This window comes from Rhizobium leguminosarum (assembly GCF_010668065.1).
GTDB lineage: Bacteria > Pseudomonadota > Alphaproteobacteria > Rhizobiales > Rhizobiaceae > Rhizobium > Rhizobium leguminosarum_S.
Genome location: NZ_WUEN01000012.1, coordinates 52,971 through 72,703, shown reverse-complemented (window position 1 = coordinate 72,703; position 19,733 = coordinate 52,971). Strand labels below are relative to the sequence as shown.

Sequence of the window (19,733 nt, the reverse complement as noted above, 5' to 3'; positions counted from 1 at the left end):
CAACCGGGGGGACGTCAGTGGCATCTGATCTCGATCTTGCCGAATCCGATCACGACCAGATGGTGAGCGGCCGTTCTCTTTGGGGGAAAAGCGGCATACGGCCGGAATGGCGGCCGATCGACCAAAGTTTTTCCACCGACGTCGCCGTGATCGGCGGCGGCATCACCGGTGCCTTGGTTGCCGAACATTTGACGGCCCGCGGTTTTTCCGTGGCGCTCATCGACCGGGAGGAGCCCGGCTTCGGCAGCACCGCGGCGAGCACGGCGATGCTGCAATGGGAGATCGACAGCACGCTCACCGAACTCGAGGACTATTACGGCTTCGAGCGCGCGGCCGGCATCTACCGCCGCAGCGGTGCCGCGGTTGCCGGCCTTTCCAAGCTGATCGCCGCCAACGGCATCGCCTGCAGCTTCCGGCCGCGCAACACGCTCTATCTGGCCGACGGCCGCGAAGGCGCGCGCGACCTCCTGGAGGAGCGCCAGCTTCGCCGCCGGGCCGGCTTGCCCGGCGTCTATCTCGAACATCCCGATCTCTTCACACAATTCGAGCTCGACCGGGATGGCGCGATCTATTCGCCGGGTTCGGCGGAGTGCGATCCGCTGCTTCTGACCTGGGCCCTGATCGAGATGGCGGTGCGGCGCCGTGCGCGGCTGGTCAACGCTTCCGTGACCGCGCTTCACAGCGAAGGCGACCACGTCACGGCAGAGACCGATGGAGGCCATGTCATCGAGGCGCGGCGTGTCGTGCTGGCGACCGGCTATTCGATGCCGGGTCTCGACATGCCGAAGCTGCACCGCTCGAGTTCAAGCTGGGCGCTCGCCACCGTGCCGCAGGACCCGGCAAATTTCTGGCGCGACAGGGCGCTGATCTGGGAGGACAGCCACCCCTATCTCTACATGCGCACGACGGCGGACAATCGCATCGTCGCCGGCGGCGAGGATGACGAGACGATCGATGCGGAGGCGCGCGACCGCAAGCTGCCGGCAAAGACCCTAGCGATCCAGGAGAAGATGAAGCGACTGTGGCCGAAAGCCGATACGCGGGTGGAACACACCTGGTGCGGCACTTTCGGCGAGACGGTCGACGGTCTGCCGCTGATCGGCCCGGTGCCGGAGACGCCGCATGTGTTCGCAGCCTATGGCTACGGCGGCAACGGCATCACCTTTTCCTATCTCGCCGCCCAGATGATCGGCGCCATACTCGCCGGCATGCATCGCGACTGGTTCGAGGATTTCGCGCTCGACAGGGATGGACCGGGTTTGCGCCGTTTTGGAGAGGATGTGGTACGGGCCGGGAAGGAGCTGAGGTAAGTAAGAGGTCTCACATTAGCTGTCGTGCCGTGGGGCACCCCCCTCTGCCCTGCCGGGCCCGGGGTCGAGCCACGCGTCTCGACCCGTCCTTCGGAGGTGGGGAGATTGGCTGGGCGCGATGGCTTCCCTAAACAACTGGCCGTCACATGAATCGTGAACTTAGGGCGAGGCATCGCTTCTTGCCGATCTCCCCCCTTGTGGGGGAGATGGCCGGCAGGCCAGAGGGGGGTGTCCCCACGGCACACCTTCAATCACTCCGTCGTCTTGTCGTCGCCCATATCCTCGACATCCTCGAGACGGACGAACTCCGTGCCCTTGGCCTTGAGATCGACCAGCGCCTTGGCCACGCCCTCGCCGGCCGCATGGGTCGGCTGGTTGATGTGGGAGATGACGACGTCGCCATCCTTGGCCGAGGCGATGCGCTTTTCGGTGATGACGGCCCCGAGCAGCGAGCCGCCGTCGCCGTTTACCGAATAACCGGCAATGCGATAGCCCATGGCGCGGATCTCGCCGATGGCGGAAAGATCATATTTGGCGGTCGAGCCGCGGAACCAGTGCGGCGCCGGGATGCCGGCTGCGACCATGGCGGCAGCGCCGCCTTCGACTTCCTGCCGCACCGCCTGCGGCGAGCCGGCGGACGCGATGCCATAGATCAGCGTCGGCGTGTCGACGGCCGGAATATGGTTTTCCCCGTGGTTTTCGAGTTCGAAGAGATCGGAGTTTTGCAGGAACACGGCAAGTGCAGCAGGATTGCGCTTCAGCCAGCGGGCGGTGACGAAGATCGTTGCCGGGATACGTTCCCCCACCAAGGTGGAAAGGATGCGCTCGTCCGCCTGCCCCATGCAGGCATCGAAGGTCAGCGCAATGCGGGCATGGCCGGCGATGTTGGACCGAGCGATATGCAGATGCGGCTCCACGAGCTTTGGCGCCGACGCCTTCGGGGCCGGACTGACTGCAGCCGGGACCGAACTGACTGCGGCCGGCACCGCTGACGGAATTCCGTCTGCGAATGCCGCGGGGATGCTGACCAGAAGGAACGCCGAAGCGAGCAGGATGCGGTTCATATAATGGGTTTCTATGATTCGAGCTGCCGATTTTAGCGGCAGCTCTCCCCCGGCGCCATGCGGCCGGATGTCACCGCAGCCGCTCGGACGGACAGGCCGTATCAATCATAGAGATAATACTTGTTCCACTTCTCGCGCGGCACCTTCTCGCCGATCTCGTAGTTGAGCTCGCGCACGTTGATATGCTGCGGACCGGTGATGCAATTGTAGGAGAGATGGTACCAGTCGCCCTTGCTGCGGAAGACGGCGCCCGGCGCGTCCAGCGAATTGTCGCCGGGGATCGGGTCCTTGAAGGTATAGGCGATCACCTTGTCGGGCTTGAAGCCGGTGCTGTCCTTGTTGATGCGGCTCATCGCCTCGGTGTCGCAGCTCTGTTCCAGGCGGGTCGAGGGATCGAGTTTTTCCAGCTGCTTCTTGATGGCGGGATCGACGGCAAAGGCGGGGGCAGCAAGGCTTGCGAGGGATAGAAACAGGACCAGACGTTTCGGCATTGAGGAGAAATCCCTTACTGTTCTGCAATTTTCACCCTACCGCCGACAGCTTGCCGGGAGCTTGGCACGTGCAAATTCACTGAGATAGCGGACTTTCTTAAATATTGTGGTGACATCAAGGCAAGGTGGGCTGGGCGTCCTCCTTGTCTGTGGAAGGGCACCTCTACCCTTGGCGCAGCCTTGCCGCTTGATCCGGGACCGGTGCGCCTCTATCTCTTGCCAACCCGACATTCCGACCCGGAGCCATTCCTTGTCCGTTTTCAAGAGCCTGCCGACACCGCCTGCCGCACCGAAGAAGCCGATCTCCGATACGCGCCACGGCATCACCCGCACGGACGATTATGCCTGGCTGCGCGCCGACAACTGGCAGGCGATGTTCAAGGATCCGTCGATTCTCGATCCTGAGATCCGCCGCCATCTCGAAGCCGAAAACACCTATATGAACGCGGCGATGGAGGACACCAAGCCGCTGCAGAAGGTGCTGTTTGCCGAAATGCGCGGCCGCATCAAGGAAGACGACAGCTCGGTGCCGATGAAGGACGGCGCCTATGCCTACGGCACCTTCTATGTGACCGGCGGCGAACAGCCGCGCTTTTTCCGCATCGCCCGCGATGCCAATGTCGCCGACGAGACGATCCGCACCGTGCTGCTCGACGGCGACAAGGAGGCGGCCGGCAAGGCCTATTTCCGTCTCGCCGGTCTCGACCATTCGAGTGACCACAGCCGTGGCATCTGGGGCTATGACGACAAGGGCTCGGAATTCTTCACGCTGCAGGTGCGCGACCTCCAGACCGGGCAAGACCTGGCCGACCGGATCGAAAATACCGGCGGCGGCGGCGTCTGGGCGCCTGACGGCAAGAGCTTCTTCTATTCGGCGCTCGACGAGAACCACCGGCCGTCGAAGGTGTTCCACCATATTCTCGGCCAGCCGCAGTCGGAAGACCGGTTGGTCTATGAGGAAGCGGATGCCGGCTTCTTCATGGGCGTCGGCGGCTCGCTGCTCGACGATTTCATCTATATCGACATTCACGACCACGAGACCAGCGAATACCGGCTGCTGTCGACCAAGGACCTGACAGCCGAACCGAAGCTGGTGGCGGCGCGTGAGGAAGGCATCGAATATTCGCTGACCGAGGGCGGCGACGTCTTCTACATCCTCACCAATGACGGCGGCGCCAAGGATTTCAAAATCATGGAAGCGCCGGTCGACAATCCGATGAAAGAGAACTGGCGCGAAGTGGTCGCCCACAAACCCGGCACGCTTGTTATCAGCCACATGGCCTATGCCCGCCATCTTCTGTGGCTGGAACGCAAGGATGGGCTGCCGCAGATCATGATCCGCGATCGGGCGACCGGCGAGGAACATGCGATCGCCTTCGCCGAGGAAGCCTATTCGCTGGGATTGCAGGGTGCGGCGGAATACGACACGGATATCATCCGCTTCTCCTATTCGTCGATGACGACGCCGTCGCAGCTCTACGACTACAACATGGTGACGCGCGAGCGCACGCTGTTGAAGACGCAGGAAGTGCCGTCCGGCCACAATCCCGACGACTACGTCACGCGCCGCGTCTTTGCCCCGGCTTGGGATGGGGAGAAGGTGCCGGTCACCCTGCTCTATCGCAGGGATACTCCACTCGACGGCAGCGCGCCCTGCCTGCTCTACGGCTATGGCGCTTACGGCATCACCATTCCAGCCGGCTTCAACACCAACTGCCTGTCGCTCGCCGATCGCGGCTTCGTCTATGCGATTGCCCATATCCGCGGCGGCAAGGACAAGGGATTTTCCTGGTACGAAGACGGCAAGATGGACAAGAAGACAAATACCTTCAAGGACTTCGTCGCAGCGGCCGATTATCTGAATCAACAGAAGTTCACCTCTTACGCGAAGATCATCGCCGAGGGCGGATCGGCCGGCGGCATGCTGATGGGCGCGGTTGCCAACATGGCGCCGGAGAAATTCGCCGGCCTCATCGCCGCCGTTCCCTTCGTCGACGTGCTCAACACCATGCTCGACGACACTTTGCCGCTCACCCCGCCGGAATGGCCGGAATGGGGCAACCCGATCGACAGCAAGGAAGAATACGAGCAGATCGCCTCCTACTCGCCTTACGACAATGTCGACGCAAAAGCCTACCCGCCGATCCTGGCGCTCGGCGGCCTGACCGACCCGCGCGTCACCTATTGGGAGCCGGCCAAGTGGGTGGCAAAGCTGCGCGACAAGACGACGGGTAACGCGCCGATCCTGCTCAAGACCAACATGGACGCTGGCCATGGCGGCGCCTCGGGCCGCTTCCAGCGGCTGGAAGAGATCGCGTTTGAATATGCGTTTGCGATCAAGGTTGCTGGGAAGATGTAAAGGTTAGAAGGCGTGGGGCGTGCTGTGGCACCCCCCTCTGCCCTGCCGGGCCCGGGGTCGAGCCACGTGTCTCGACCCGTCCTTCGGACCCCCCACAGGTGGGGAGATCACAAGTGGGTTGGCCGTCCTGCTCATCTACCGTTTCGCCGTGCTGCAGCGTTGATTGTTTGGGGAAACCAGAGCGCCCAGCCAATCTCCCCACCTGTGGGGGAGATGCCCGGCAGGGCAGAGGGGGGCGGGCTCGGCACAAGGTCAAGGGAGAGAGAAATGCCCGTCTATGTCGCCCTACTCCGCGCGGTGAACGTCGGCGGCACCGGCTCTTTGCCGATGGCCGAGTTGAAGGCGATCTGCGAAGGCCTGGGCTTCACCGACGTCAAGACCTACATCCAGAGCGGCAACGTGCTTTTCCGTTCGGATGAAGCGGAAAAGACGGTGGAGGAGCGGCTCGACGAGGCGCTCGGCAAGAAGCTGGGCAAGCGGCCAGGCGTGATGGTGCGCAACCGCAAGGAACTCGACGGGATTGCCGCCGACGCACCCTTTCCCGATGCCAAGCCGAACTTCCTGCTCGTCTATTTCCTGCCCGAAAAGCCGCCCGGCGATGCGCTGGAAAAGATGGTGGCGCCCGACGGCGAGGAGGCCAAGCTCGCCGGCCGGGAAATCTATGTGCATTATCCCAATGGTTCCGGCCGCTCGAAGCTGAAACTGCCGGCGCTGAAACCGGGGACCTCGCGCAACCGCAACACCGTGCGCAAGCTCGCGGACATGGCGGCGGCGCTGGAGGACGGGGACTGAGCGCCGGCTAAGCCCTCGGCATCTCCGCCACCGGCAGGAAGAGCATCTTCACGAAGGTGCGGAGCATCAGCACCTGTTCGGCCAGCGTGTTCGGCTCCTTCAGCGTCTTCGACAGAACAATGCCGCCTTCCAGGACGGAGGACACCATGTCGGCGAGCTGGTCGACATCGATGGGTTCGCGCGGCGGATAGACCTCCATGATCTCCCGGAGCATGCGGCCGAAACGCCGCCGCCAGGCAAGCACCGCATTCCGGTTGGTCTCCTGTATCTCCCGATCGAACAGCCGCTCGTAATAGCAGACGGTCGCCACGAGGCAGCCGGGATGGCCGTTCGGCAGGTCGGAGAGCAATTCGGAAAGCAATTTCAGGCCGAGAAGGAAGGATTGCAGCGGATCGCCGGTCAGCTCGCGCGCGCGGCTGAAGATCTCATCGTAGATGCGCTCGTCATTTTCGATGTAGCGATTGAGCAGCGCCTTGGCGAGCTCGTTCTTGTCCCTGAAATGATAGAAGAAGCCGCTCTTGGTGATGCCGGTCTCGGCGATCAGCTCCTCGATGGAGGTGCCGCCGAAACCCTTCTGCAAGACGGCCGCTTCGGCCACATCGAGGATGCGGGTCCGCGTTTCCTCGCCCTTTCGCATATCCCCTCCTGTACCGGCGGTACAGTTTTCAGCGTCTCACGATCAGATCTGCCTCCGCCCCCAGCAGGATCGGTTGAAGCAAGCGATTGATATCAATCCGCAAAAACCAAAACCGCTTGGAGTATACCTGAAGTCGCCTAGTTTGACAGCCGATTAAGCGCCAGAACATCATTCATCGACGGCAGCCAATCGGATGTCGCGAGGGAGAGGCTACAACAATGGCTAAGTACAGAAACGGTTTGCCGCAGCTCAAAGGCGGCACCTTCATTACCGATGGCGGCATGGAAACGACGATGATCTTCCAGGAAGGGATCGAGCTTCCGCATTTCGCCGCCTTCATATTGCTGTCTTCCGAAGACGGGCGGCAGCGGATGCAGAATTACTATCGCCGTTATCTCGATGTCGCACGGCGGCACGGCACGGGCTTCGTGCTCGATACTGCCACATGGCGGGCCAATCCGGACTGGGGGCAGAAGCTCGGCTATACGAGCGAAGCCCTGAAGGCGGTCAACGAGGAAGCCGTCGACCTGCTCATCGGCTTGCGCAGCGCCTATGAGCGGCCGGAGCAACCGATCGTCATCAGCGGCGCCATCGGCCCGCGCGGCGACGGCTACAAGGCAGGCGTCATGGATGCAGCCGAGGCGGAAGACTACCACGCCTTCCAGATCGGGGCTTTCGCCGGCACCGAGGCGGATATGGTGAGCGCCTTCACGCTCACCAATATCGACGAGGCGATCGGCGTGGCGCGGGCGGCGCAGGCGCTCGGCATGCCCTCGGCCATCTCCTTCACGCTGGAAACGGATGGCCGGCTGGTGACGGGCCGCAGCATTCAGGAGGCCATCGAGACGACCGATGCGATGACCGGCGGGGCGCCGGCCTATTACATGATCAACTGCGCCCACCCGACGCATTTCGAAACGGCACTCGATCCTGGAAGCACTTGGGTGAAGCGCATTTCCGGCATCCGCGCCAATGCCTCGACCATGAGCCATGAGCAACTCGACAATAGCGAGACGCTGGATGCGGGCGATCCCGAGGATCTCGGCCGCCGCTACCGCAAGCTCATCGACCGCATGCCTGCGCTGCGCGTGCTCGGCGGCTGCTGCGGCACCGACCACCGCCATGTCGCAGCGATCTGCGAGGCATGCCTGCCGCAGGCGGCATGACGACCTGAGAGGGGGAGACGCTGTATCCGGCTAGGGTATGCCGTGTGTGCCCCCCTCTGCCCTGCCGGGCATCTCCCCCACAGGTGGGGAGATCACAAGTGGCTAAACCTTCCTGCCCATCTACCGTTTCGCCGCGCTGTGACACCTGTTGTTTGGGGAAGCCAGTGCGCCCAGCCAATCTCCCCACCCGCGTGGGGGAGATGCCCGGCGGGGCAGAGGGGGGCTGACACGGCACAAAGCCCACGTTAGCTTTCGGCGACGGCGCCTTTCCTCTGTTTGGCCTTGTAGCCGGTGATCTCCTCGCCGGCGGTCGGCGAGAAGCGCAGGTTCCAGAAGGTGGCGGTGATCGAGATGATGGTGACGACGATGAAGGCCGCCGAGAAATCGCCAAGGGCCGGCGTTTCGGCACCGTTGAAAGCCATGGAGCCGTGCAGCGCCAAGGCGCCGATGCAGATGCCGAGCGACAACATCAGCTGCTGGAAGGTGGTGTAGAAGCTGGTGGCCGAGCTCATCCGCTCCTTGCTGATCTCGTCATAGGCGATGGTGTTATAGGCGGTGAACTGGAACGACAGGAAGAAGGCGCTGAGCACCAGGACGACGAAGATCAGCGGCATCGGCCAGTCCGGCCGGAAGGCAGCACAAAGGCCATAGCCGATCGTCCCGAGGATGCCGTTGAGGATGAGGCTTCGCCGGAAGCCCAGCCGGCGGAAGACAAACTTCGCCATCGGCTTCATGGCGAGAGCGCCAAGCGCGGTCGCGATGATGATCTGGCCGGCCGCAGCCGCAGACAGGCCGAAGCCGATCTGGAAGAGCAGCGGCAGCAGGAAGGGCTGCGCCCCTTGCGTGATGCGGGTCAGCGAACCGGCGATAACAGACGTGCCGAAGCTTGGCACCTTCATCAGCGAGAAATCCATGATCGGCGACGGGTGTTTGCGGGCATGTCTGAGATAGCCGATGCCGAAGAGCAGGCCGATGGCGATCAGGAAGATCGAAAACGCACCCTCCCCCTCATGGCTCGACATTTCGAAGCCGAAGAGCAGCGAACCGAGCGAGATGCCCGAGAGGATGAAGCCGATCGTATCGAAGCGACCGTTCGCCTTACCCTTGACCTCGTCGATGTAGATCGAGACGAGGATCATGCCGATGATGCCGATCGGCACGTTGATATAAAAGATCCAGCGCCAGTCGAGATAGGTGACGATGAAGCCGCCGAGCGGCGGGCCGACGATCGGGCCGATCAGCGCCGGCACGAGCAGCCAGGACATGGCGCTGACCATATCCTTGCGGTCGACGCTGCGCATCAGCACCAGGCGCCCGACCGGCATCATCATCGCGCCGCCGATGCCCTGCAGCAGCCGCGCCAGCACCAGGAAGGACAGTGTCGGCGCCAGCGCGCAGAGGATGGAGCCGACGACGAAGACGGCGATGGCCGAGCGGAAAACGGTGCGGGAGCCGAAACTGTCGGCCATCCGGCCGCTTGCCGGAATGAAGATCGCAAGGCTCAGGAGATAGGAGGTCAGGGCGATCGACATGGCCGGGGCGCCGACGCCGAAATCGCGCGCCATGGTGGGCAGCGCGGTCGCAAGTACGGTCGCGTCGATGTTTTCCATCAGCATCGCACTCGCGACAATCATCGCGATCACCCGGAAATTGGGCGCGGCGCGCCGAACCATCGGCGCCTGGTAAATCTGATCCGACATCGTCCGGGATCACTCGCGGTGGCGCGGCGGAGCACACAAGGCAGCAAGGCCGCGGGGGATGACATGGCGCAAAGCCAAGGGGAGACGATTTGCTATACGCCCGCGATCATGGCGGCGCTATGTCGTTTATGGCAAAGCTGCTTTGACGAGAGGTAAAGGCAGGTCACGATTCCTTGCATCGGCTCGATCTTCGTGAAGGTCCGGCTTGCGCCGCAGGCACCCCGGCCCTACCTATGAACCATGACCTCCGCCCTGCAGAAAAACCGGCCCGGTGCGGCCTTTCCGTTCGACAACAGCTATGTCGGTTTGCCGCCGCACTTCTTTGCGGCGCAAGCGCCGACCGCGGTGGCTGAGCCCTGGCTGATCAAGCTCAACGAGGCGCTCGCCGCCGAACTCGGGCTCGACGTCGACGCCTTGCGCCGCGACGGTGCGGCGATCTTTTCCGGCAATCTCCTTCCCGAAGGAGCCGAACCGCTGGCGATGGCCTATGCCGGGCATCAGTTCGGCGGCTTCTCGCCGCAGCTTGGCGACGGGCGGGCGATCCTGCTCGGAGAAGTGGTCGACCGCAGCGGCAAGCGCTACGATATCCAGCTGAAGGGCGCCGGGCCAACGCCGTTTTCGCGCCGCGGCGATGGGCGTGCGGCAATCGGGCCGGTACTCAGGGAATATATCATCAGCGAGGCGATGTTTGCGCTCGGCATTCCCGCTACACGAGCGCTGGCGGCGGTGACGACGGGCGAGCCGGTCTATCGCGAAGAGGTGCTGCCAGGCGCGGTCTTCACCCGCGTCGCGGCCAGCCATATCCGCGTCGGCACCTTCCAATACTTCGCGGCCAGGGGCGACACCGACGGCGTGCGGGCTCTGGCCGACTATGTGATCGACCGGCACTATCCCACATTGAAAGAGGCCGAGAACCCCTACCTCTCACTGTTCGAGGCGGTCTGCGAACGCCAGGCGGCGTTGATTGCCCGCTGGCTGCATGTCGGCTTCATCCATGGCGTGATGAACACGGACAATATGACCGTCTCCGGCGAGACGATCGATTTCGGCCCCTGCGCCTTCATGGATGCCTATGATCCGGCGACCGTTTTTTCGTCGATCGACCAGCATGGGCGTTACGCCTATGCCAACCAGCCCGGCATCGGCCAATGGAACCTCGCAAGGCTCGGCGAAACGCTGCTGCCGCTGATCGACGCCGAGCCTGACAGCGCGGTCGACAAGGCAAATGTCGTGATCAAGAGTTACGGCGAACGCTTCCAGGCGCATTGGGTGGCCGGTATGCGCGAAAAGATCGGCCTTGCCGGCGAAGAGGACGGCGATCTCGACCTGGTGCAGGCGCTACTGTCGCTGATGCAGGCGCAGGGTGCCGATTTCACCCTGACCTTCCGGCGGCTGTCGGATCTTGCAGGCGATGACGCCGCAGAGCCTGAATTCGCGGCGAGTTTCCGCGAGCCGGAAGCCTGCGGCACGTGGCTTACGCAGTGGCGCGAGCGGCTCTCACGCGATCCGCAGACGGCAACCGAGCGCGCCATTGCCATGCGCCGCGTCAATCCGGCCTTCATTCCGCGCAATCACCGCGTCGAACAGGCGATCGAGGCCGCGGTCGAGAACGGCGATTTCTCGCTGTTCGAGGCGCTGCTGAGCGTGCTTTCGAAACCCTATGAGGACCAGCCGGGCTTTGTCGCCTATAGGGAACCGCCGAAGCCCAGCGAACGGGTGCTTGCGACCTTCTGCGGAACGTGACGGGCGCTTCGATCGTTTTCGCTGCGGCAGTTGCGCCACAACGATCCGCTTCTATCCGGCCTGCGAAGAATAGGGCTGTCCTTGCGGGATCACCGCCGCTACAGCGTTCTTGACGAGGAGCGGCGCCTCCTTCTGCATTTCCCGTGGGGCCGTCCATGCTGCTCAGATTTTTTCGCTACTACAGTCCCTACAAGCAATTGTTCTTTCTCGATTTCGGCTGCGCGGTCGTTGCCGGGCTGCTCGAGCTCGGCTTTCCCATCGCCGTCAAGCTCTTCGTCGACACCCTGCTGCCGCAGCGGGACTGGTGGCTGATTGCGGCGACGGCCGGGCTGCTGCTCATCATCTACCTGTTCAACACGGCGCTGATGGCGGTGGTCAATTATTGGGGCCATGCGCTCGGAATCGGCATCGAGACCGATATGCGCCGGCAGGCTTTCGACCATATCCAGAAGCTGTCCTTCCGCTATTTCGACAACAACAAGACCGGCCACCTGATCACCCATGTGACCAAGGATCTCGAGGAAGTCGGCGAGGTCGCCCATCACGGTCCCGAAGATCTGTTCATCGCGATCATGACCTTCATCGGTGCCTTCATCCTGATGTTCACCGTGCACTGGAAGCTGGCGCTGCTGACGACGGCCATCGTGCCGCTCATGACCTGGCTGGTCAGCCGCTACGGCGCCAAGATGACGCTCAACTGGCGAGACCTGTTCCGGCAGGTCGGCGAATTCAATACACGCGTGCATGAGAGCGTCGGCGGCATCCGCGTCGTCAAGGCTTTCGCCAACGAGGATCACGAACGGGATCTGTTCGCCCGCAACAACGAGGGCTACAGGGCAACCAAACTCAACGCCTATGCCTATATGACCGCCAGCATCACGCTCAGCTATTTCAGCACGCGCTTCGTGCAGCTGGTGGTGATGATATCGGGAACCTGGTTCGTCATATCGGGCGAACTCAGCTATGGCGGCTTTGTCGGCTTCCTGCTGCTGGTCAATGTGTTCTTCCGGCCGATCGACAAGATCACCTCGGTGCTGGAGAGCTATCCGAAGGGCATCGCCGGCTTCAAGCGCTTCACGCAGCTGATCGACACCGCCCCAGATATCGCCGACCGGCCGAACGCGACCAGCGTCGATCACCTTACCGGCAACATCGTCTACAGCAATGTGAGCTTCGGCTATACCGGCGACGGCAAGGTGCTCGACGGGCTCGAACTCTCGATCGCGGCCGGCGAGACGATCGCCTTCGTTGGTCCGTCCGGCGCCGGCAAGACCACGATCTGCTCGTTGCTGCCGCGCTTTTACGAGGTGGATTCCGGCTCGATCCTGATCGACGGCATCGACATCCGCGACATGACCCAGAAGTCGCTGCGCTCGCAGATCGGCATCGTCGCCCAGGACGTCTTCCTGTTCGGCGGCACCATCCGCGACAATATCGCCTATGGCCGGCTTGGCGCCGACGACGCGGCGATCATCGACGCGTTGCGGCGCGCCGCCCTCGACGAATACGTGCTGTCGCTGCCGAACGGGCTCGATACCGTCGTCGGCGAACGCGGCGTCAAGCTTTCCGGCGGGCAGAAGCAGCGCCTGGCGATCGCCCGCATCTTCCTGAAAAATCCGCCGATCCTCATCCTCGATGAAGCCACCTCGGCGCTCGATTCGGCGACCGAATATGCCATCCAGCAGTCGCTGTCGGCGCTCTCCAAGGGACGCACCACGCTGGTCGTCGCCCATCGACTCGCCACCATCCGCAACGCCGACCGCATCGTCGTAGTGGGAACGTCAGGCATCGTCGAACAGGGCACGCACAGCCAGTTGCTGGCGCGCGAAGGCGGCTACGCCAGGCTGCATCAAGCCCAGTTCGGTGCATCCGGACCGACTGCATAATTCCTTAAATCGGAATCGATTTAAGGCTAAAGTTATGCAGCATTCAAAGTGTTACAGCGTCCTTTGCGCGTCTTAAAAGACGCGTGGCGCTGCAGCCCCTGCGGCAATTGTGGCCGTTGAAAGGCATCTCCTTCGCGCTATCTGCCTGATCGGCGGGACTTTTCCGCCGATCCTTCAGCCCGGCTAACCTCAGCGGGAGACAGCCTTATGGCGATCATCGTCACCTCCATCTTCTTCATCATCGTCGGGCTCACGCTCGGCGGCGGCGGGCTCTGGCTCGTCACGCTCGGCGGCAGCGTCTTCTATCTGTTCGCCGGGCTGATGTTCCTGATTACCGCCGGGCTGCTGCTGATGCGCAAGGCGGTGGCGCTCTGGGTCTATGCGGTGCTCGTCGTCGCAGCACTCGCCTGGGCGATTTGGGAGGTCGGCTTCGACTGGTGGCAGCTTGGGCCCCGCGGCGGCATGATCATCCTGCTCGGGCTCTGGCTGCTGACGCCATGGATCCGCCGGCCGCTTGGCCTGCGCAGCCCAACGGGCATCACCTATGCCGCAAACCCCTGGCCGCTCGCCGCGCCTGTCATTCTCGCCATCCTTGTCGCCCTCTATTCGATGACGACTGACCCGCATGATCTCGCCGGCGAGCTGCCCAAGGATACGGTCGCCGCCAATCCCGCCTTCGGCGGCAGCGTCCCGGACGGCGAATGGCATCAATACGGCCGCACGCCCTTCGGCCAGCGCTATTCGCCACTCGACCAGATCACCGCCGAGAACGTCTCCACCCTCAAGGAAGCGTGGCGATACCAGACCGGCGACGTCAAGCGGCCGGACGATGTCGGCGAGACGACCTATCAGGTGACGCCGCTGAAGGTGAAGGACACGCTCTATCTCTGCACGCCGCATAACTGGGCGATCGCGCTCGACGCCAAGACCGGCAAGGAGAAATGGAAATACGACGCCAACTCGGGCATGAACCCCGACCGGCAGCATCAGACCTGCCGCGGCGTCACCTATTATGCCGATCCAACCGTTGCCGCCGGCCAGCCCTGCGCCGAGCGCGTCTACCTGCCGACCTCAGACGCCCGGCTGATCGCGCTCGATGCGGCGGACGGGAAGGTCTGCACCAGCTTTGCCGACCAGGGCGTGCTGCATTTGGAAACCGGCATGCGGTTCAACCCGGCCGGATACTATTATTCCACTTCGCCGCCGGTCGCGGTGGCGGGCAAAATCATCGTCGGCGGGGCGGTGAACGACAATTATTCGACTGAGGAGCAATCCGGCGTCATCCGCGCCTTCGACATCAATACCGGCGCCCTGGTCTGGAATTGGGATTCCGGCAATCCCGATGTGACGACGCCGATCACCGAGGGCCAGACCTATACGACCAACTCGCCGAACAGTTGGTCGGTCTTCAGCGTCGACGAGGCGCTCGGCATGGTCTACATCCCGCTCGGCAACCAAGTACCCGACCAGATCGGCATCGGCCGCAGCGACAATGTCGAGAAATTCTCCTCCTCTATCGTCGCGCTCGATATCGCCACCGGCCAGTTGCGCTGGGTGCGCCAGACAGTGCATCACGATCTCTGGGACATGGACGTGCCGGCCCAGCCGGCGCTGATCGACCTGACGAAGCAAGACGGCACCGTGGTTCCGGCCTTGGTCGGCCCGACCAAACAGGGCGATATCTATGTGCTCGACCGGCGCAGCGGCGAGCCGATCATCCCGATCAAGGAAATACCAGCGCCAGGCGGCGCGGTCTCGGGCGATCATACCTCGCCGACGCAGCCGATCTCGGACCTCACCTTCTCGCCAGAGCCGCTCCAGGAAAGAGACATGTGGGGCGTATCGCTGTTCGATCAGATGGCCTGCCGCATCGACTTCCACCGCTACCACTATGAGGGCCGCTTTACGCCGCCTTCGCTGAAAGGGACGATCGTCTATCCCGGCAATTTCGGCACCTTCAACTGGGGCTCGGTGGCGGTGGATCCGGAGCGGCAGATCATGTTCGGCATGCCGACCTATCTCGCCTTCACCTCGCGCCTGGTGCCGGCCGCCGACATTCCTCCGAGAGGCCAGGACGAGAAGGGCAGCGAACAGGGGCTCAACCGCAATGACGGCGCGCCCTACGGCGTCTTCATGGGTCCCTTCCTCGGGCTGCTCCAAATCCCCTGCCAGGCGCCGCCATGGGGTTATGTCGCCGGCGTCGACCTGCGCACCGGCAAGATCGCCTATATGCACAAGAACGGCACCGTCCACGACATGACGCCATTGCCCCTGCCCTTCAAGGTGGGCGTGCCCGGCATCGGCGGGCCGATGCTGACCAAGGGCGGCGTCGCCTTCCTGGGGGCCGCGGTCGACAACTACCTGCGCGCCTATGACGTGACGAGTGGCCGGGAGCTCTGGCAGGGACGGCTTCCCGCCGGCGGCCAGGCGACGCCGATGACCTATATGACCGACGACAACAAGCAATATGTCGTCATGGTCGCCGGCGGCCACGGCTCGGTCGGCACCACGCCCGGCGATTATGTGATCGCCTTTACGTTGCCGTGACGCGAAGCTTCCCGCAAGCTCTGCGCAGGTTTACCGCTTCATTCTCTCCCCGGTTTTCGGGGAGAGTTTTTATGGAAATCTCTAGCAATATTCGCAACTATTACGGCATCGGCGGCCTTTTCGATCAGCCGGCCAAATCCAAGAATCAGCAGACGACGGACTTCACCAAAACAGCGCGCAATACCGCGCCCGGTCTCGAGCCCAGCAGCACGCCGCCTTCGATCGCCAATACGATCTGGGCTCTTCAAAGCAGCGAAGGCCCTTATATCAACCCGCCCTCCGACGAAGAAGTGGCGGCAAGCGCTGCGCATGACTCCCTGGTCGACGAATTCTCCAAATGGGGCAACATGACGCCGGCGGAATATATCCGGGCCCGCTACCTCGAGCAGCACGATCTGACCGAGGCCGATCTGGCCGCCATGCCGGCCGACCAGCGCGCCGCAATCGAGAAGGAAATCGCCGACCAGATCAAGCGCGAGATGGCCGGCATCGAGGATGACGGCACCGAGACGACGGAAGACGTTCCGGCTGCTTGAGCGCTGGAAAATCTGCGCGTTTCGAATTGCAGTGCTTTTCTCGGGCTCCGTCCACGGCTGTCGGTTGGCGCCGATGGCTGCCCCTCACCCTAACCCTCTCCCCGTAAAAACGGGGCGAGGGGACGTGCCCTGCGAGAGGTTGTGGAGAACGGAGAGGTTGCGGCATATCCCTTCTCCCCGCAGGCGGGGAAAAGGTGGCGGCAGCCGGATGAGGGGCTGGTTTCGCCGATTTCATACAACTCGCGGGAAACGCGCTTCAGCTTTCCCGATTCACACCATCTCGACGATCATGCGGCCGACTTCGGCAAAGACCGGGTTGAGCTCCTTTACCGGCACGGTCGTCTCGCTGATATAGACGGCGGCGACGATCGGGCCGCGATCCGGCGGCCAGATCACCGCGATATCGCCGAGAGATCCATTCGGGCCGGTGCCGGTCTTGTCGCCGACCTTCCAATCCGCCGGCAGGCCGGCCCTGAGCCGCTCCTTGCCCGTCGCGCTTGCCACCAGCCAGGCGATCAGCCTGTCTGAGGAGGCCTCGGCCAGGACCGAGCCGAGCGTCACGTTGCCGAGCGTGTCGAGTATCGCATCCGGTGTCGTCGTGTCGCGCGGATCACCCTTCCTGCCCTCGTTCAGCGTCGGTTCGGTGCGGTCGAGACGGGTCGTGCCGTCGCCGATCGAGCGCAGCCAGTCGGTCAGGCCCGCGGGCCCGCCAAAACTTTCGAGCAGTAGATTGCCGGCGGTGTTGTCGCTGACGGTCACCGCCGCCTCGCAGAGTTCGGCAAGGGTCATGCCATCGGTTCCGGCGTGTTTTTCGCTGATCGGCGAATAGTCGACGAGCTTGTCCTTGCCGTAGCTCACCCGCCGGTCGAGGTTCTCCTCGCCCTTGTCGCCCCGGGCAAGCACGAAAGCGGCGGCCAGCGCCTTGAAGGTGCTGCACATCGGAAAGGCCTCGCTGCCGCGATAGCCGAATGAGATGCTCGTCTCGGTGTCGAGCACCGAGACCCCGAGGCGGCCGCCGGTGCGTTTTTCCAAAGCGGCAAGGCGATGTTCAATATTGTCCTCGCCCTCGCCTGCACTCTCTTTTGCCCCCTCCTCAGCATTGGCTCGAAGCGTCAGCACGGGTAGGCACAATGCCGAGCCTATCAGCATGCGGCGGGTGAGACTGAGATCCATGAAATCCTCCGGCGAATCAGGAGGACAGAGCTAAGCAGCGATTGCGGCGGCATCTCGTCCCCGCGGCGACCTTTGTCGTCCGCCGAGCGATGTTAATCGTCCGTCGAGCGATCTTGTCGTCCGCCGAGCATCTCCGCCCGCCTCGATCATGCGGCGCGCGTGACCTCGACCGTCACATGCGACAGTTCTCCCAGCGCCGAGAGCCTGCCCTTGTAGAAAGCCGGGTCGCGCGGCTGCGAGGTGAGGACGGCGACGATCGCGGCATGATGGCCGGGGCCGACCTGCCAGACATGCAGATCGGTGATCCGGTCGTCCTCCGTCTCGATGGCGCCGCGGATCTCGGCCGGCAGCGTCTCGCCTTCGGAAATGACATCGAGCAGGACGCCGCCCGAAGATTTCATCAGGCTCCAGGACCAGTTAGCGATCACCAACCCGCCGAGAATGCCCATCAGCGGATCGAGCCAGAGCCAGCCATAGAGGCTGCCGAGCGTCAGCGCCGCGATGGCGAGCACGGAGGTCAGGGCATCGGCGATGACATGCAGATAGGCGGCGCGGATATTGTTGTCTCCGGTCTTTGCGTGATGGGCATGATCGCCATGTCCGTGATGATGATGGCCATGGGCATGGGCATGACTGCCATGCCCGTGATGGCCATGCCCGTGATGCGCATGATTGCCATGCGCGACATGGCCGCCGCCGGCCAGCAGCCAGGCGCTCACCAGATTGACGGCAAGGCCGATCACCGCCACGGCGATTGCCTGGGCAAAGCCGATCGGCACGGGATTGGAAAGGCGCAGCAGGCTCTCCCAGGCCATCAGCAGGGCAATCAGGGCAAGGACGATGGCGCTGGCGAAGCCGGCGAGATCGCCGAGCTTGCCGGTGCCGAAGGTGAAACGTGGATTGCGCGCCTGCCGGCGGGCGAAGAGATAGGCGAGTGCGGAAATCAGCAGCGCGCTGGCATGGGTCGACATGTGCCAGCCATCGGCGACGAGCGCCATCGAGCCGTAGATGGTGCCGGCGGCGATTTCCGCCACCATCATCACCGCCGTCAGCGCAATCACCAGCCAGATGCGCCGCTCGTTGCGCGCATGATCAGTACCGAGGAAGACGTGATCATGTTCCAGGGCATCAATTCCAGCTTTGTCGATTCCGGCACTCATGACAGGCTCCTTCGTCGCCATAAATATTTGTTTTTACGCAATTATCGGCAAAATCTCTACGTGCTTTGCCTGGGAAAACCGCTTCACACTTTTCCTGGAATTGCTCTAGCGCATATAGGTTCTCAAGACTTCCGATATTTCCTCGACCGCCTCTGCCCTGGCCGCATCGTCGGCGGCATTCAGCACGTGCTCGCGCAGGTGATCGTCGAGCACCTCGCCGGTCAGCCCGGTCAGGGCGCCGCGGATCGAGGCGAGCAGCTGCAGGATCTCGCCGCAGGGGCGCTCGGCCTCGAGCGCGCGCTCGACCGCCTCCATCTGCCCCTTCAGCCGGCTGATGCGGGCGACGAGCTTCTTTTTCTGCAGGGTGGTGTGGGACATGATGAGCTCTCATATAACATAGGGGGGTATACTATCAAGGCTGAAGCCGCAGCTCAATGCCTGTGATGGGCTTGATCCGCCATTGACAAAGCCCGCGTTTCCGACGATCTATGATCCATGATCAAGAACGCGCACCAGAGCCGCTCGTATTTTTGGCTGTACCTGTAAAGGGCGGCTGGACAAGATCATATTGTCAACAAGCCGCCGTCAGGCGGCTTTGTTGTATCGGCAGCGTCCTGACGGCAGACTATCAAAGGACGCGAAGACCATGACCGAAATCGAAGGCAGCGAAATTTCACTGATGCGCCCATCGGTGGTGACGATCCGCGCCGCCAAGCCGCGCGACCTGCCCGAACTCGGCGAGATGATCGCCCTGCTTGCCGCCCATCACGGCGATGCGGCTGCCACAACGCCGGAGCAGCTGGAGCGCGACCTCTTCGGGCCCCTGCCCTGGATCAATGCGCTCGTCGCCGAGACCAGCGAAGGGCTGATCGGCTACGCCATTCTCGTGCCGCTTTACAGGGCGCAGGAAGGCAAGCGCGGCATGGACCTGCACCATCTCTTCGTGCGCGACGGCCATCGCGGCCACGGCACCGGCCAGTTGCTCGTCGACCGGGCGCGCGAGACCGCCCGCAATGCCGGCTGCGGCTACCTCTCCGTCAGCGCCGCGACCGGAAACGTGCTGGCGCACCGCTTCTACGAACAACTGGATTTCACCCCGCGTCCGGTGACCGGCATGCGCTACATGCAGTCGATCGCTTAGCCCCCCCTCGAAGCTTCGGCTTTAGCAA

The 19,733-nt window shown here is 63.1% G+C and carries 16 protein-coding genes; 9 read left to right on the top strand and 7 right to left on the bottom strand.

Annotated features, from left to right (window positions below; genetic code table 11):
- Window positions 1-17: 17 nt before the first annotated feature.
- Window positions 18-1,310, top strand: a complete 1,293-nt coding sequence (locus GR198_RS26845) for an NAD(P)/FAD-dependent oxidoreductase (protein ID WP_164023143.1) — start codon at window positions 18-20, stop codon at window positions 1,308-1,310.
- Between the two features lie 251 nt (window positions 1,311-1,561).
- Here the strand turns inward: GR198_RS26845 and GR198_RS26840 are convergent, their stop codons facing one another.
- Both GR198_RS26840 and GR198_RS26835 read right to left on the bottom strand, forming a co-directional pair.
- Window positions 1,562-2,374, bottom strand: a complete 813-nt coding sequence (locus tag GR198_RS26840; RefSeq protein WP_164023144.1) for a polysaccharide deacetylase family protein — start codon at window positions 2,372-2,374, stop codon at window positions 1,562-1,564.
- A 101-nt stretch (window positions 2,375-2,475) separates the two neighbouring features.
- Entirely contained in the window at window positions 2,476-2,865 is a 390-nt protein-coding gene (locus GR198_RS26835) for a DUF930 domain-containing protein (protein ID WP_003546591.1), read from the bottom strand.
- Between the two features lie 250 nt (window positions 2,866-3,115).
- On the opposite strand from GR198_RS26835, the gene GR198_RS26830 reads away from it, so the two are divergent.
- Together GR198_RS26830 and GR198_RS26825 are read left to right on the top strand one after the other, a co-directional pair.
- A complete protein-coding gene (locus GR198_RS26830) occupies window positions 3,116-5,224 on the top strand; it encodes a S9 family peptidase (RefSeq protein ID WP_164023145.1) in 2,109 nt (702 codons plus the stop codon).
- A gap of 267 nt (window positions 5,225-5,491) precedes the next feature.
- Entirely contained in the window at window positions 5,492-6,016 is a 525-nt protein-coding gene (locus GR198_RS26825; protein WP_164069807.1) for a DUF1697 domain-containing protein, read from the top strand.
- 7 nt (window positions 6,017-6,023) lie between these two features.
- Here GR198_RS26825 and GR198_RS26820 read toward each other — a convergent pair whose 3' ends face one another.
- The gene (locus GR198_RS26820) at window positions 6,024-6,653 is read right to left on the bottom strand and encodes a TetR/AcrR family transcriptional regulator (protein ID WP_164069806.1); all 630 of its coding nucleotides are present in this window, start codon (window positions 6,651-6,653) and stop codon (window positions 6,024-6,026) included.
- 218 nt (window positions 6,654-6,871) lie between these two features.
- On the opposite strand from GR198_RS26820, the gene GR198_RS26815 reads away from it, so the two are divergent.
- Window positions 6,872-7,819, top strand: a complete 948-nt coding sequence (locus GR198_RS26815; RefSeq protein WP_164069805.1) for a homocysteine S-methyltransferase family protein — start codon at window positions 6,872-6,874, stop codon at window positions 7,817-7,819.
- 245 nt (window positions 7,820-8,064) lie between these two features.
- Here GR198_RS26815 and GR198_RS26810 read toward each other — a convergent pair whose 3' ends face one another.
- Window positions 8,065-9,519 carry an MFS transporter gene (locus GR198_RS26810; RefSeq protein WP_164069804.1) on the bottom strand — a complete coding sequence of 485 codons (1,455 nt, stop codon included), beginning with the start codon at window positions 9,517-9,519 and terminating at the stop codon, window positions 8,065-8,067.
- Between the two features lie 240 nt (window positions 9,520-9,759).
- Here GR198_RS26810 and GR198_RS26805 point away from each other — a divergent pair, with 240 nt between their 5' ends.
- The 4 genes from GR198_RS26805 to GR198_RS26790 all read left to right on the top strand — a co-directional run bounded on the left by GR198_RS26805 (window position 9,760) and on the right by GR198_RS26790 (window position 16,231).
- On the top strand, window positions 9,760-11,262 hold the full coding sequence (locus GR198_RS26805) for a protein adenylyltransferase SelO (protein WP_164069803.1): 1,503 nt from the start codon (window positions 9,760-9,762) through the stop codon (window positions 11,260-11,262).
- Window positions 11,263-11,417: 155 nt separating this feature from the next.
- The gene (locus GR198_RS26800; RefSeq protein WP_164023152.1) at window positions 11,418-13,148 is read left to right on the top strand and encodes an ABC transporter ATP-binding protein; all 1,731 of its coding nucleotides are present in this window, start codon (window positions 11,418-11,420) and stop codon (window positions 13,146-13,148) included.
- A 207-nt stretch (window positions 13,149-13,355) separates the two neighbouring features.
- Entirely contained in the window at window positions 13,356-15,695 is a 2,340-nt protein-coding gene (locus GR198_RS26795) for a glucose/quinate/shikimate family membrane-bound PQQ-dependent dehydrogenase (protein ID WP_164069802.1), read from the top strand.
- Window positions 15,696-15,766: 71 nt separating this feature from the next.
- Complete coding sequence (locus GR198_RS26790; RefSeq protein WP_164069801.1) at window positions 15,767-16,231, top strand: hypothetical protein; 465 nt, start codon at window positions 15,767-15,769, stop codon at window positions 16,229-16,231.
- A gap of 270 nt (window positions 16,232-16,501) precedes the next feature.
- Here GR198_RS26790 and bla read toward each other — a convergent pair whose 3' ends face one another.
- The 3 genes from bla to dmeR form a co-directional block, all read right to left on the bottom strand.
- Window positions 16,502-17,404 (bottom strand): class A beta-lactamase, encoded by a 903-nt coding sequence (gene bla, locus GR198_RS26785; protein ID WP_164069800.1) that lies wholly within the window; start codon window positions 17,402-17,404, stop codon window positions 16,502-16,504.
- Window positions 17,405-17,550: 146 nt separating this feature from the next.
- Entirely contained in the window at window positions 17,551-18,564 is a 1,014-nt protein-coding gene (gene dmeF / locus GR198_RS26780) for a CDF family Co(II)/Ni(II) efflux transporter DmeF (protein WP_164069799.1), read from the bottom strand.
- Between the two features lie 105 nt (window positions 18,565-18,669).
- Window positions 18,670-18,942 carry a Ni(II)/Co(II)-sensing transcriptional repressor DmeR gene (gene dmeR, locus GR198_RS26775; RefSeq protein ID WP_003546569.1) on the bottom strand — a complete coding sequence of 91 codons (273 nt, stop codon included), beginning with the start codon at window positions 18,940-18,942 and terminating at the stop codon, window positions 18,670-18,672.
- A gap of 268 nt (window positions 18,943-19,210) precedes the next feature.
- On the opposite strand from dmeR, the gene GR198_RS26770 reads away from it, so the two are divergent.
- A complete protein-coding gene (locus tag GR198_RS26770) occupies window positions 19,211-19,705 on the top strand; it encodes a GNAT family N-acetyltransferase (RefSeq protein ID WP_164069798.1) in 495 nt (164 codons plus the stop codon).
- Window positions 19,706-19,733 lie beyond the last annotated feature (28 nt).

Excerpts from the sequence above, each read along its gene's own strand:
- GR198_RS26815 (WP_164069805.1), top strand. The coding sequence starts at position 6,872 with ATGGCTAAGTACAGAAACGGTTTGCCGCAGCTCAAAGGCGGCACCTTC.
- GR198_RS26840 (WP_164023144.1), bottom strand. The coding sequence starts at position 2,374 with ATGAACCGCATCCTGCTCGCTTCGGCGTTCCTTCTGGTCAGCATCCCC.
- GR198_RS26825 (WP_164069807.1), top strand. The coding sequence starts at position 5,492 with ATGCCCGTCTATGTCGCCCTACTCCGCGCGGTGAACGTCGGCGGCACC.
- dmeR (WP_003546569.1), bottom strand. The coding sequence starts at position 18,942 with ATGTCCCACACCACCCTGCAGAAAAAGAAGCTCGTCGCCCGCATCAGC.
- bla (WP_164069800.1), bottom strand. The coding sequence starts at position 17,404 with ATGGATCTCAGTCTCACCCGCCGCATGCTGATAGGCTCGGCATTGTGC.
- GR198_RS26770 (WP_164069798.1), top strand. The coding sequence starts at position 19,211 with ATGACCGAAATCGAAGGCAGCGAAATTTCACTGATGCGCCCATCGGTG.
- GR198_RS26835 (WP_003546591.1), bottom strand. The coding sequence starts at position 2,865 with ATGCCGAAACGTCTGGTCCTGTTTCTATCCCTCGCAAGCCTTGCTGCC.
- GR198_RS26800 (WP_164023152.1), top strand. The coding sequence starts at position 11,418 with ATGCTGCTCAGATTTTTTCGCTACTACAGTCCCTACAAGCAATTGTTC.
- GR198_RS26790 (WP_164069801.1), top strand. The coding sequence starts at position 15,767 with ATGGAAATCTCTAGCAATATTCGCAACTATTACGGCATCGGCGGCCTT.
- GR198_RS26805 (WP_164069803.1), top strand. The coding sequence starts at position 9,760 with ATGACCTCCGCCCTGCAGAAAAACCGGCCCGGTGCGGCCTTTCCGTTC.
- GR198_RS26820 (WP_164069806.1), bottom strand. The coding sequence starts at position 6,653 with ATGCGAAAGGGCGAGGAAACGCGGACCCGCATCCTCGATGTGGCCGAA.
- GR198_RS26795 (WP_164069802.1), top strand. The coding sequence starts at position 13,356 with ATGGCGATCATCGTCACCTCCATCTTCTTCATCATCGTCGGGCTCACG.
- GR198_RS26810 (WP_164069804.1), bottom strand. The coding sequence starts at position 9,519 with ATGTCGGATCAGATTTACCAGGCGCCGATGGTTCGGCGCGCCGCGCCC.
- dmeF (WP_164069799.1), bottom strand. The coding sequence starts at position 18,564 with ATGAGTGCCGGAATCGACAAAGCTGGAATTGATGCCCTGGAACATGAT.